At 64.0% G+C, this 13,074-nt stretch carries 12 protein-coding genes; 11 read left to right on the top strand and 1 reads right to left on the bottom strand.

Annotated features, from left to right (window positions below; all coding sequences use genetic code 11):
* Window positions 1–23: 23 nt before the first annotated feature.
* Entirely contained in the window at window positions 24–1,001 is a 978-nt protein-coding gene (locus NP534_RS21770) for a DUF1853 family protein (RefSeq protein WP_274100066.1), read from the bottom strand.
* 43 nt (window positions 1,002–1,044) lie between these two features.
* Here NP534_RS21770 and NP534_RS21765 point away from each other — a divergent pair, with 43 nt between their 5' ends.
* The 11 genes from NP534_RS21765 (at window position 1,045) to NP534_RS21715 (ending at window position 12,999) form a co-directional block, all read left to right on the top strand.
* Window positions 1,045–1,935 carry an NAD(+) kinase gene (locus tag NP534_RS21765; RefSeq protein WP_033700519.1) on the top strand — a complete coding sequence of 297 codons (891 nt, stop codon included), beginning with the start codon at window positions 1,045–1,047 and terminating at the stop codon, window positions 1,933–1,935.
* Window positions 1,935–2,906 (top strand): metallophosphoesterase, encoded by a 972-nt coding sequence (locus tag NP534_RS21760; RefSeq protein ID WP_033700518.1) that lies wholly within the window; start codon window positions 1,935–1,937, stop codon window positions 2,904–2,906. The genes NP534_RS21765 and NP534_RS21760 overlap by 1 nt, the downstream gene beginning before the upstream one ends.
* On the top strand, window positions 2,903–3,790 hold the full coding sequence (locus NP534_RS21755) for a rhomboid family intramembrane serine protease (RefSeq protein WP_274100065.1): 888 nt from the start codon (window positions 2,903–2,905) through the stop codon (window positions 3,788–3,790). Before NP534_RS21760 ends, NP534_RS21755 begins: the two co-directional genes overlap by 4 nt.
* A gap of 13 nt (window positions 3,791–3,803) precedes the next feature.
* A complete protein-coding gene (locus NP534_RS21750) occupies window positions 3,804–4,064 on the top strand; it encodes a YeaC family protein (protein ID WP_033700516.1) in 261 nt (86 codons plus the stop codon).
* Window positions 4,061–4,891, top strand: a complete 831-nt coding sequence (locus tag NP534_RS21745) for a DUF2797 domain-containing protein (RefSeq protein ID WP_033700515.1) — start codon at window positions 4,061–4,063, stop codon at window positions 4,889–4,891. Before NP534_RS21750 ends, NP534_RS21745 begins: the two co-directional genes overlap by 4 nt.
* 13 nt (window positions 4,892–4,904) lie before the next feature.
* Window positions 4,905–7,562, top strand: a complete 2,658-nt coding sequence (gene pepN / locus NP534_RS21740) for an aminopeptidase N (protein WP_274100064.1) — start codon at window positions 4,905–4,907, stop codon at window positions 7,560–7,562.
* 186 nt (window positions 7,563–7,748) lie between these two features.
* The gene (locus NP534_RS21735; protein WP_274100063.1) at window positions 7,749–8,789 is read left to right on the top strand and encodes a WD40/YVTN/BNR-like repeat-containing protein; all 1,041 of its coding nucleotides are present in this window, start codon (window positions 7,749–7,751) and stop codon (window positions 8,787–8,789) included.
* A 20-nt stretch (window positions 8,790–8,809) separates the two neighbouring features.
* Window positions 8,810–11,185: an efflux RND transporter permease subunit gene (locus NP534_RS21730; RefSeq protein ID WP_274100067.1), complete on the top strand. Its 2,376-nt coding sequence runs from the start codon at window positions 8,810–8,812 to the stop codon at window positions 11,183–11,185.
* Between the two features lie 124 nt (window positions 11,186–11,309).
* Complete coding sequence (locus NP534_RS21725; RefSeq protein WP_033700512.1) at window positions 11,310–11,600, top strand: DUF5629 family protein; 291 nt, start codon at window positions 11,310–11,312, stop codon at window positions 11,598–11,600.
* Window positions 11,566–12,696 carry a lactonase family protein gene (locus NP534_RS21720; RefSeq protein ID WP_274100062.1) on the top strand — a complete coding sequence of 377 codons (1,131 nt, stop codon included), beginning with the start codon at window positions 11,566–11,568 and terminating at the stop codon, window positions 12,694–12,696. The genes NP534_RS21725 and NP534_RS21720 overlap by 35 nt, the downstream gene beginning before the upstream one ends.
* Window positions 12,697–12,819: 123 nt before the next feature.
* Window positions 12,820–12,999, top strand: coding sequence for a hypothetical protein (locus tag NP534_RS21715; RefSeq protein WP_033700510.1), 180 nt, complete (start codon window positions 12,820–12,822; stop codon window positions 12,997–12,999).
* Window positions 13,000–13,074 lie beyond the last annotated feature (75 nt).

The following is a 13,074-nucleotide window of genomic DNA, read 5'->3' as shown; positions in this document are numbered from 1 at the left end:
TCAAGCCATGCGCACAAACCCACTTATTCGCTCAGCGCCGGCCAGCCATCCGCCACCAAAAATACCCGCTCAACTTCATGCCAGGCCCCATCGGCCTGCATGTGCAACCTGACCAGCATCTGCGCCGGTGCCTGCTCATCCAACTCCGCCAGCCAAGCCTCGAACTGCTGCACTGTCCAGCACGCCTCGGCCGTGACCCGCGCTGGCGCCAACCAGGCATTGCGCGGCAGGGGCTGCCAACGTTCAGCTGTGGCCCTTGGCCAATCGCGCCGGCGTAACCAACGCCCGCGCAGATGCAGCGGGTTGGCCCCCTCGGGCGGTTCTGCATACCCAGGCCATGGGTAGAACAGATAACCCGCAAGCCACAGATGCGCCTGCACCTGCTGCACGCCAAGCCCGGCCAGCGCCACACGGCTGCGCGCACCACTGGACATGGGCAACTGATGCCCGGCCAGGTGCGCCAGCTTGCTGCCCAATCGGTCGTGACACCCCGGCCCGAGCCACTGCGCGGGGTCGCGGCCACCGCTGTGGTCCGGCCCCAGGTAAAGCTTGATCGCCAGCTCCAGGTGGTGGGTGCCTTCAGCGTCGCGCAGCAAGATATCCAGCTCGCCCAGCGTGCGCCCACCTTCACGGATCGCCAGGTTGGCCGCCAGCAGCTCGATACCCGGCGCCTGGCCGAGGGCGAACTGCCACAGGCTTTCATAGTAAAGCCCCAGGCGCCGGCTGGTCAGCCTTGCCAGCCCGTCACGCAGCGGCTGATCATCGGCATCCAAGGCCAGCAACCAGGCCTTCAGGCGCTGCGGCTCATCGGCCCAGCCACTGCCTGCCAGCGGGTGGCGCTGGGGGCAGGGCGGGGCGCTGAGCAACGGTGGGGACAGCAGTGTCCAGGCCAGGTCGCGCACGGCAGGGCGGCGCAACTGGCGGGGTAAGTCGTGGAGTTCGGCGAAGGGCATCATCCAGCGAGCATAGCCGGTTTGCCGCTGCCCGGTCGTTTCGCCCATAATCGGCGCATAGTCACCCGCCGCAGAGCCTCGCAGGAGCCCCATGGAGCAATTTCGCAATATCGGTATCATCGGACGCCTTGGCAGCTCACAGGTGCTCGACACCATTCGCCGACTGAAAAAATTCCTCATCGAGCGCCACCTGCATGTGATCCTCGAGGACACCATCGCAGAAGTCCTGCCCGGCCACGGCCTGCAGACGTCCACGCGCAAGTTGCTGGGCGAGGTCTGCGACCTGGTCATCGTCGTTGGCGGTGATGGCAGCCTGCTCGGCGCCGCCCGCGCCCTGGCCCGGCACAACATTCCGGTGCTGGGCATCAACCGCGGCAACCTGGGCTTTCTCACCGATATCCGCCCCGACGAGCTGGAAGAAAAGGTCGCCGAAGTGCTCGACGGCCATTATCTGGTAGAAAACCGCTTCCTGCTGCAGGCCGAAGTGCGCCGGCACCACGAGGCCATCGGCCAGGGCGATGCGCTCAACGATGTGGTCCTGCACCCCGGCAAATCGACGCGAATGATCGAGTTCGAGATCTACATCGATGGCCAGTTCGTCTGCAGCCAGAAGGCCGACGGCCTGATCGTCGCCACCCCGACCGGCTCGACCGCCTATGCGTTGTCGGCGGGCGGCCCGATCATGCACCCCAAGCTCGACGCCATCGTCATCGTGCCGATGTATCCGCATACCCTGTCGGGCCGGCCGATCGTGGTGGACGGCAACAGCGAACTGAAGATCGTCGTGGCCAAGGACCTGCAGATCTATCCGCAGGTCTCCTGTGACGGCCAGAACCACTTCACCTGCGCCCCCGGCGACACCATCACGGTGAGCAAGAAGCCGCAGAAACTGCGCCTGATCCATCCGCTGGACCACAATTACTACGAAGTCTGCCGTACCAAACTCGGCTGGGGCAGCCGCCTTGGCAGCAGGGACGACTGATGCTCGATCCGGCGCGAAGTTTCGACATCATCGGTGACGTGCATGGTTGTGCGCTGACCCTTGAACGCCTGCTCGACGCCCTGGGTTACAAGCGTGTGGCAGGCGTCTGGCGCCACCCACGGCGCCAGGCACTGTTCCTCGGCGACATCGTCGACCGTGGGCCGCGTATCCGCGAGGCCTTGCACATCGTGCACGACATGGTCGAGGCCGGTCAGGCGTTCTGCATCATGGGCAACCATGAGTACAACGCCCTGGGCTGGGTTACCCCGGCCCTGCCCGGCAGCGGCAAGGCCCATGTGCGCGAGCACACGCCACGCCACGCCCGGCTGATCGACGAGACCCTGACCCAGTTCGCCCACCACCCCGGCGACTGGCACGACTTCGTCAACTGGTTCTATGAATTGCCGCTGTTCGTCGACGCCGGGCGCTTCCGCCTGGTGCACGCCTGCTGGGACCCCCGGTTGATCGAGCCGCTACGCCAGCAATACCCGAATGGGCGCATCGACCAACACTTCATCCAGGCCTCGGCCGTACCCGGCAGTTTCGCCGCCACGGTGTGCAATCGCCTGCTGCGGGGCACCGACATGCGCCTGCCGGACGGGCTGACCCTGACCGGTGGCGATGGCCTGACCCGCGCCTTCTTCCGCACCAAATTCTGGGAAGAAGACCCGCAAACCTATGGCGACATCGTGTTCCAGCCCGACGCCCTGCCCGAGGCAGTCGCCAGCACACCGCTCAGCCATACCCAGAAGAACGCCTTGCTGCGCTATGCCGAGGACGAACCCTTGCTGTTCGTCGGCCATTACTGGCGCAGCGGCCGCCCGGCGCCGATACGCGACAACCTGGCCTGCCTGGACTACAGCGCGGTGCTGTATGGCAAGCTGGCAGCCTACCGGCTGGATGATGAAACCCGTATCGACCCGCACAAGTTCGTCTGGGTCGACGTCGACCGCCCACAGGCCAATCAATGAACATAATCGAAGTGATGCGCCTGCCGCTGTCGGTCGACCTCAGCGGCTTCGTCCATCTGCTGCAGCGCCTGCAGGTGCCGCACCGGGTCAGCGAAGAAGGCGATGCCCAGGTGCTCTGGGCGCCCGACACCTTGGTCGAAGACGTGCTGCAACTCTACCAGCGCTTCCCGGACGGCAACGCCGACCTTGAGCTTGCCCCGGCGCCGGTGGCAGCGGGTTCAACCGCGACTGCCGCTACCCAGCCCTCCCTGAAGGACCAGGCAAAAGCCTGCAAGGTCACCACCGTGATCCTGCTGCTGTGCTTCATCGTCGCGGGCCTCACCAGCCTTGGCGAAAACTTCTCGACCATCGGCTGGTTCACCTTCCTCGATTTCCGCGTACAAGGCGACTACCTGTACTTCACCCCACTGGCCCAAGGCCTCGTCGAGGGCCAATGGTGGCGCCTGGTGTCACCGATGCTGCTGCACTTCGGCGTGCTGCACCTGGCGATGAACAGCCTGTGGTACTGGGAGCTGGGCAAGCGCATCGAACTGCGCCAGGGCCCGTGGCTGTTGCTGGGCCTGACCCTGTTGTTCAGCCTGGTGTCCAACCTTGCCCAGCACTACACCAGCGGCCCGAGCCTGTTCGGCGGCCTGTCTGGCGTGCTCTACGGCCTGCTCGGGCATATCTGGCTGTACCAGTGGCTGGCGCCCAACCCGCACTTCAACCTGCCCAAGGGCGTGCTGGTGATGATGCTCATCTGGCTGGTGGTGTGCCTGACCGGGGTGGTCGGCCAGCTCGGCTTCGGCCAGATCGCCAATGCCGCCCACGTCGGCGGGTTGCTCATCGGATGCCTGACAGGGCTCTTGGGTGGCGGGATGGCCCGGCGTAAACTGTCGGCTTGAATTAGGAGACGCTATGTCCACTTTCGCGCAAATGATCGAAAACATTACCCCCGAAATCTACGAGAGCCTGAAAACGGCCGTGGAGATCGGTAAATGGTCCGATGGCCGCAAGCTCACTGTCGAACAGAAAGAGCTGTCGTTGCAGGCCGTGATCGCCTGGGAGATGCAAAACCTCCCCGAAGACCAGCGCACCGGTTACATGGGCCCGCAGGAATGCGCGTCGAAGTCGGCGCCGATCGCTAACATTCTGTTCAAGTCGGACTCGGTACATTGATCGAACTCGCTCGTGGCTCTTTGAGCAAGATGGCGGTGCGCCTGGAAGCACCGGTCGTGCAATACAGCTTTCGCCTGGGTGAGGAGCAGGTACCGGTCAACCCGCTGATCGGCCAGCGCCTGCGCCTGGAGTACCTCGGCGCCATCCACTGCAGCCATTGCGGCAAGCGCACCAAGACCAGCTTCAGCCAGGGTTACTGCTACCCGTGCATGACCAAGCTGGCTCAGTGCGACATTTGCATCATGGCCCCGGAACGCTGCCACTACGACGCCGGCACCTGCCGTGAGCCGTCCTGGGGCGAGCAGTTCTGCATGACTGACCACGTGGTCTACCTGGCCAACTCGTCGGGGGTCAAGGTCGGCATCACCCGCGCCACCCAACTGCCCACCCGCTGGCTCGACCAGGGTGCCAGCCAGGCCCTGCCGATCATGCGCGTGGCCACCCGCCAGCAATCAGGCCTGGTCGAAGACGTGCTGCGCAGCCAGGTACCCGACCGCACCAACTGGCGTGCACTGCTCAAGGGCGACGCCGAAGTGCTGGACCTGGTCGCTATCCGCGAACAGATCTTCGATGCCTGCGCCGACGGCCTGCGCGAGCTGCAGGCACGCTTTGGCCTGCAGGCGCTGCAGCTGCTGCCGGATGCCGAAGTGGTGCAGATGCGTTACCCGGTCGAGGCCTACCCGACGAAGATCGTCAGCTTCAACCTGGACAAGAACCCGGTGGTGGAAGGCACGCTGCTGGGCATCAAGGGCCAGTACCTGATTTTCGACACCGGCGTGATCAACATTCGCAAGTACACGGCCTACCAGTTGGCCGTGCTCCAGTAAAAAGGACCTGCACATGCGTACCGAACAACCGCAAGTGATCTACCTCAAGGACTACCAGGCGCCCGAGTACCTGATCGACGAGACGCACCTGACCTTCGAGCTGTTCGAGGACCACACCCTGGTCCATGCGCAACTGGTCATGCGCCGCAACCCGGCACGCGGTGCCGGCCTGCCGCCACTGGTGCTCGACGGCCAGCAGCTCGAACTGCTGCGCGCCTCGCTGGACGATCAGGAGCTGCAGCCAAGCGACTACCAGCTTGAAGCCGACAGCCTGACGGTCCACCCCAAGGCCGAGCGCTTCACCCTCGACACCAGCGTTAAGATCCACCCCGAGAGCAACACCGCGCTGGAAGGCCTGTACAAGTCCGGCAAGATGTTCTGCACCCAGTGCGAGGCCGAGGGTTTCCGCAAGATCACCTATTACCTCGACCGCCCGGATGTGATGAGCACCTTCACCACCACGGTGATCGCCGAGCAGCATCGCTACCCGGTGCTGCTGTCCAACGGCAACCCGATCGGCAGCGGGCCGGCTGAAGAAGGCCGGCACTGGGCGACCTGGGAAGACCCGTTCATGAAACCGGCCTACCTGTTCGCCCTGGTGGCCGGTGACCTGTGGTGCGTCGAGGACAGTTTCACGCGCCAGTCGGGCCGCGACGTGACCCTGCGTATCTACGTCGAACCCGAGAACATCGACAAGTGCGACCACGCCATGGTCAGCCTGAAGAAGTCCATGCGCTGGGACGAGGAAGTCTACGGCCGTGAGTATGACCTGGACATCTTCATGATCGTCGCGGTCAATGACTTCAACATGGGCGCCATGGAAAACAAGGGCCTGAACATCTTCAACTCGAGCTGCGTGCTGGCCCGCGCCGAAACCGCCACCGACGCCGCCCACCAGCGGGTCGAAGGCGTGGTTGCCCACGAGTACTTCCACAACTGGTCGGGCAACCGCGTAACTTGCCGCGACTGGTTCCAGCTGTCGCTCAAGGAAGGCTTCACGGTGTTCCGCGACGCCGAGTTCAGCGCCGACATGAACTCGCGCACGGTCAAGCGCATCGAGGACGTCGCCTACCTGCGTACCCACCAGTTCGCGGAAGATGCCGGCCCCATGGCCCACCCGGTACGCCCGGACAGCTTCATCGAAATCTCCAACTTCTACACCCTGACCGTCTACGAGAAGGGTGCCGAAGTGGTGCGCATGGTCCGCACCCTGCTGGGCGCCGAGGGCTTCCGCAAGGGCAGCGACCTGTATTTCGAACGCCACGATGGCCAGGCGGTGACCACCGACGACTTCATCAAGGCCATGGAAGATGCCAACGGCGTCGACCTGACGCAGTTCAAGCGCTGGTACAGCCAGGCCGGCACGCCGCGCCTTGAGGTGAGCGAAGCCTATGACGCGGGTGCCCAGACCTACAGCCTGACGTTCCGCCAGAGCTGCCCGCAGACGCCGGACAAGGCCGACAAGTTGCCGTTTGTGATCCCGGTCGAACTGGGCCTGCTGGATGCCGAAGGCAACGACCTGCCACTGCGCCTGGCCGGCGAAGCCGCCGCTGCCGGCAGCAGCCGCGTGCTGTCGGTGACCGAGGCCGAGCAGACCTTCACCTTCGAAGGCATCACGGCCAAGCCGCTGCCCTCGCTGCTGCGAGGTTTCAGCGCGCCGGTGAAGCTGAGCTTCCCGTATGACCGCGACCAGCTGATGTTCCTCATGCAGCACGACAGCGACGGCTTCAACCGCTGGGAAGCGGGCCAGCAACTGTCGGTGCAGGTGCTGCAGGAGCTGATCGGCCAGCATCAGCGCGGCGAAGCGCTGAAGCTCGACCAGCGCCTGATCACTGCGCTGGGCACCGTGCTGGGCAACACGTCGCTGGACGCTGCCATGGTCGCCGAGATGCTGTCGCTGCCGGGCGAGGCCTACCTCACCGAGATCAGCCAGGTGGCCGACGTCGATGCCATCCACGCCGCCCGCGAGTTCGCCCGCCAGCAGATCGCCGAGCAGTTGTTCGATGGCCTGTGGGCGCGCTATCAGGCGCACCGCGAGGTCTCGCGCAGCACAGCCTACGTCGCTTCGGCCGAGCACTTCGCCCGCCGCAGCCTGCAGAACATCGCCCTGTCGTACCTGATGCTGAGCGGCAAGCCGCAGGTTCTGGAAGCGACCCTGGAGCAGTTCGACCAGTGCGACAACATGACCGAACGTCTGACGGCCCTGGCGGTACTGGTCAACTCGCCGTTCGAGGCTGAGCGGGCCAAGGCGCTGGCAACCTTCGCCGAGCACTTCAAGGACAACCCGCTGGTCATGGACCAGTGGTTCAGCGTGCAGGCCGCCAGCTCACTGCCGGGCGGGCTGGCGCGGGTCAAGGCGCTGATGCAGCACCCGGCGTTCACCCTGAAAAACCCGAACAAGGTGCGCGCGCTGGTTGGTGCCTTTGCCGGGCAGAACCTGGTCAACTTCCATGCGGCGGATGGCTCGGGCTATCGCTTCCTGGCAGACCTGGTGATCGAGCTGAATGCGCTGAACCCGCAGATTGCTTCGCGTCAATTGGCGCCGCTGACCCGCTGGCGCAAGTATGACGCTGCGCGTCAGGCGTTGATGAAGGGCGAACTGGAGCGGATTCTCGCTTCTGGGGCGCTGTCCAGTGATGTGTATGAAGTGGTGAGCAAGAGCCTGGCTTGATTGCCAGTGGGGCCGCAAAGCGGCCCCAGCCTTTTATGTGCTTAACAAAACATAACGTCCCGCTCGTTGTATCCGCGCAACGTTCCCCGCTACGATCCCCTCAAGCTATTGCAGGCCTCTACCGCAGGCTTTTCGCAGTACCTGCAAGGCATTGACCCACTAAGAAGAACACAACAGGGGACAGTCATGAGGGAGCAGCTGATGGCGCAGCCCAGGCGTGGTGCCTGGCCGCTGGCCGCCGGTACGATGCTGGCGCTGGCATTGGGAATGTGGACGGGCAGCGTCGAAGCCGCTGCCGCCGACGAATACTCGACCGAATCGGCCAAGGCCAGCCAGAGCCTGCTGATCGACGCCGCCCACGCCGGCAAGCGCCTGGTAGTGGTGGGCGATCGCGGTCATATCCTGTTCTCCGACGACCAAGGCAAGACCTGGACCCAGGCGCGGGTGCCCACCCGGCAACTGCTCACCGCCGTGTTTTTCCTCGACGACAAACGTGGCTGGGCAGTCGGCCATGATGCGCAGATCCTCGCCAGCACCGACGGCGGCGCGACCTGGAGCAAGCAGTTCGAAGACCTTGCCCGTGAAGCCCCGTTGCTCGATGTCACCTTCCTCGACGCCCAGCACGGGTTTGCCGTAGGTGCCTATGGCGCCTTGCTGGAAACCCGCGACGGCGGCCAGCACTGGCAGGACGTCGCCGAGCGGCTGGACAACCCCGACCAGTTCCACCTCAACAGCATCGCCGTGATCAAGGGTGCCGGCCTGTTCATTGTCGGCGAGCAGGGCAGCATGTTCCGCTCCAGCGACGACGGCCAGGCCTGGGCCAAGGTCGATGGCCCTTACGAGGGCTCGTTGTTCGGCGTGATCGGCACCGCCCAGCCGCAGACCCTGCTGGCCTACGGCCTGCGCGGCAACCTGTTCCGTTCAACGGACTTCGGTGACAGCTGGCAGCCGATCGTGCTCAAGGCCGTGCGCGGCACCCTCGAATTCGGCCTGGCAAGCGCTACGCTTGTCGAGGATGGCAGCGTGGTGCTGGTCGGTAACGGCGGCAGTGTGTTGCGCAGCCATGACGACGGGCAAACCTTCAGCGTCTACAACCGTGCCGACCGCATCGCCCTGGCCGGCGTCACTGGCCTGACCACGGGCGGCTTGCTGCTGGTGGGGCAGGGTGGCGTGCACCTGGCCACCGCCGAAGGTGCCGACCAGGCTGCCAAGGAGCCGCGCCCATGACCAGCAGGGAGAGCATCACCATGCACCCGCATCATCAGGACAAGGCCACGCTGCTCGAACGCCTGATCTTCAACAACCGCCCCGTGGTCATCGCCCTGTGCGTGCTGGTCAGCATTTTCCTGTTCTGGCAGGCCACGCAGATTCGCCCCTCCACCAGCTTCGAGAAAATGATCCCGCTCGAACACCCGTTCATCGAGCAGATGATGGAGCACCGCAACGACCTGGCCAACCTCGGCAATACCGTGCGTATTTCCGTGGAGGCGGTCAACGGCGACATCTTCGACAAGGACTACATGGAGACCCTGCGCCAGATCCATGACGAGGTGTTCTACATCCCCGGTGTCGACCGCGCCGGGCTGAAGTCGCTGTGGAGCCCCAGCGTGCGCTGGACCGAAGTGACCGAAGAAGGCTTCTCCGGTGGCGAGGTGATCCCCAATACCTACAACGGCTCGGCCGAAAGCCTCGACGCGTTGCGCGACAACGTGCTCAAGTCCGGCCAGGTCGGGCGCCTGGTGGGTAACAACTTCAAGTCCACGATCGTTGACGTGCCGCTGCTGGAGAGCTACCCCGACCCGCAGGACCAGGGCAAGCAGGTCAAGCTCGACTACCAGCAGTTCTCGCATCAGCTGGAAGAAAAGATCCGCGACAAGTTCCAGGCACAGAACCCCAACGTGAAGATCCATATCGTCGGCTTCGCCAAGAAGGTCGGCGACCTGATCGACGGCCTGGTGATGGTGGTGATGTTCTTCGGCGTGGCCCTGGCCATCACCTGTGTGCTGTTGTACTGGTTTACCTGGTGCATCCGCAGCACCATCGCCGTGCTCATCACCACCCTGGTGGCGGTGGTCTGGCAACTGGGGTTGATGCATGCGGTGGGCTTCGGCCTGGATCCGTATTCCATGCTGGTGCCCTTCCTGATCTTCGCCATCGGCATTTCCCATGGGGTGCAGAAGATCAACGGCATCGCCCTGCAGTCCAGCGACGCCGACAACGCCCTGACTGCGGCCCGGCGCACCTTCCGCCAGCTGTTCCTGCCCGGGATGATCGCCATCCTCGCCGATGCCGTGGGCTTCATCACCTTGCTGATCATCGACATCGGGGTCATCCGCGAGCTGGCCATCGGCGCTTCGATCGGTGTCGCAGTCATCGTCTTTACCAACCTGATCCTGCTGCCGGTGGCGATCTCCTATGTCGGCATCAGCAACAAGGCTGTCGAGCGCAGCAAGAAGGACGCGACCCGTGAACACCCGTTCTGGCGCCTGCTGGCCAACTTCGCCAGTGCCAAGGTGGCGCCGGTGTCGATTGGCCTGGCCCTGGTGATGTTCGCCGGTGGCCTGTGGTACAGCCAGAACCTGAAGATCGGCGACCTCGACCAGGGCGCCCCGGAACTGCGCCCGGACTCACGCTACAACCAGGACAACAACTTCATCATCAGCAACTATTCGACCAGCTCGGACGTGCTGGTGATCATGGTCAAGACGCCGTCGGAAAGCTGCTCGATCCACTCGACAATGGCGCCGATCGACGAGCTGATGTGGACCATGGAGAACACCCCGGGCGTGCAATCGGCGATCTCGCTGGTGACTGTGTCCAAGCAGGTGATCAAGGGCATGAACGAGGGCAACCTGAAATGGGAGACCCTGTCGCGCAACCCGGACGTTCTCAACAACTCCATCGCCCGCGCCGACGGGCTGTACAACGCCGACTGCTCGCTGGCGCCGGTGCTGGTGTTCCTCAACGACCACAAGGCCGAGACCCTGGAACGGGTTACCGCCGCCGCCAAGGCCTTTGCCGACAGCCACAACAAGGATGGCCTGCAGTTTTTGCTGGCAGCCGGCAACGCCGGGATCGAGGCGGCCACCAACGAGGTCATCAAGTCGGCTGAGCTGACCATTCTGGTGCTGGTGTACATCTGCGTGGCGGTGATGTGCCTGATCACCTTCCGCTCGTTCGCGGCGACCTTGTGCATCGTCCTGCCGCTGGTGCTGACATCGGTGCTGGGTAATGCACTGATGGCCTACATGGGCATTGGCGTGAAGGTCGCCACCTTGCCGGTAGTGGCCTTGGGCGTGGGCATTGGCGTGGACTACGGCATCTACATCTACAGCCGCCTGGAAAGCTTCCTGCGCGCAGGCCTGCCGTTGCAGGAGGCCTACTACGAAACCCTGCGTTCGACTGGCAAGGCCGTGTTGTTCACGGGGTTGTGCCTGGCCATTGGCGTGTGCACCTGGATCTTCTCGGCGATCAAGTTCCAGGCCGACATGGGCCTGATGCTGACCTTCATGCTGCTGTGGAACATGTTCGGTGCGCTGTGGCTGCTGCCGGCGCTGGCGCGGTTCCTGATCAAGCCCGAGAAGATGGTGGGCAAGGAGGGTGGGTCGATTTTCGCCCACTGATTGGTGTGCCTGGGGGCCGCGTTGCGGCCCTTTCGCCACGCAATGTGGGAGCGGCCTTTCGTCGCGATGGGCTGCACAGCAGCCCCAGGGTTATAATGCCAGCACATCTCTAACTGGTACCCCCATGTCCCCCCTTGCCACCGCCCTCGCAGCCTGCGACATGCTGCTGATCGACGGCCTGCACGCCTTCGACTTCACCGCCAACGAAACCGGCCTCACCGTCGAATGCATGGACGGCCGCCAGCTGCGCCGCTGGGCCTTCACCGCCGAACAGGTCGCCGCCGCCATCGCCACGGGTGACGAGTGGCAGCTCAGCGATGCCCAGGGCGAGCATCGTCTAGTCTGTATGAGTGCCTTTCGTGCCCCGGATGAAGACGACGATGAAGCGAATCTGGACGAGCCTGCTGACCGCTAGCCTGATGACCCTGACCCTCGATGCCCAGGCTGCCACACTGCTGGTGGGCAGCTACACCGATGGCGCCAGCCAAGGTATCTACCGCTACCGGTTCGACAGCACGACAGGCCATATCGACCCCACCGCGCAACAGGTGGTCAAGAGCGTGAGCCCCTCCTGGCTGGTGCTCTCGGCCGACCAGCGCCAACTGTTCGCCGTCAACGAAACCGTTCAGGGCCACGTCAGCAGTTTCAGCGTGAGCAGCAAAGGCGAGATCAAACCCCTCAACCAGGTGGCCAGCCGGGGCGACGAGCCAACCCACGCCAGCCTCAGCCGCGACCAGCGCTACCTGTTCGTTGCCAATTACGCGGTCAAGCCTGACCCCGGTGGCAGCCTGGTGGTGATCCCGGTGGCCAAGGACGGCAAGCTCAAGGCGGTGGTGCAGCAGGCCCGGCACAAACCAAGTGGCGCCAACCCCGAACGCCAGGCCGGCGCCCATGTGCATTCGCTGGTGCTGTCGCCGGATGGGCAGCACCTGTATGCCAGCGACCTGGGCGCCGACAAGGTGTTCATTTATCGTTACGATGGCGCCAGCGCAGACCACCCACTGACCCCGGCGATTCCTGCTTCAGTGGCCTTGCCGCCGGGCAGCGGCCCGCGCCACCTGCTGTTCGACGGCAAGGGGCGACACGCTTACCTGACCCTGGAAATGAGCGCCGAGGTGGTGATGTTCGATGTTCAGGAAGGCAACCTTGTCGAACGCCAGCGCCTGCCCCTGACCGAGCGCCAGGATGCCGCGGCCAAGGCCGGTGGTGGCTTGCACCTGTCGGCGGATGGGCGCTTCCTGTATGTCAGCAATCGGGGCACGGCCAACGAGATCGTGGCGTTCAGCGTAGGTAAGGACAACGGCCAACTGGCATTCTTGCAGCGCCGTTCGGTCGAAGGTGACCACCCTCGGGAATTTGCCCTGGACCCCAGCGACAACTTCCTGCTGGTGGCCAATCAGAAGAGCAACCAGATCGTGGTCATGCGTCGCGATCCGCGTAGCGGCAAACTGGGGGATACGGTGCAGACGCTGCCACAGGATGCGCCGTCGGACCTGAAATTCATCGAGTGACTATCGATCAGCGTGATAATGGTTACTGTCGCAATGAATTTCTAGCGGCGACCTTGGCGGCGTAAGTTTGACCCAAGGCCCAAACGGGCCAACGTCAAACCACCGCTGTCGAGGTAAGCCCAGATGAACTTCAATCTCTTCCCGGTCATCGCCGCATCCGCCATCTCCGCTTCGGTCGTGCTGCCGGCACAGGCCCATGCCGACACCAGCAGCAAGGCGTCCAGTACCCACAGCTATACCGAACAGTACCTGCGCCAGAGCGCACATTTTCATGCAGCCTTGAGTGGCAAGCACGGCCACTGAGCATTACCCGGCTTTTGTGTAATCGATGGACTCGCCCCCGCCGAGGGATCACAGTGCCACGGCGGGGGCGAGGGC

This window comes from Pseudomonas sp. 39004, from assembly GCF_028682155.1.
In the GTDB taxonomy this organism is placed as follows: domain Bacteria; phylum Pseudomonadota; class Gammaproteobacteria; order Pseudomonadales; family Pseudomonadaceae; genus Aquipseudomonas; species Aquipseudomonas capeferrum.
Note: the sequence above shows the minus strand (reverse complement) of the source record. Positions and strands in the feature narration are given on the sequence as shown.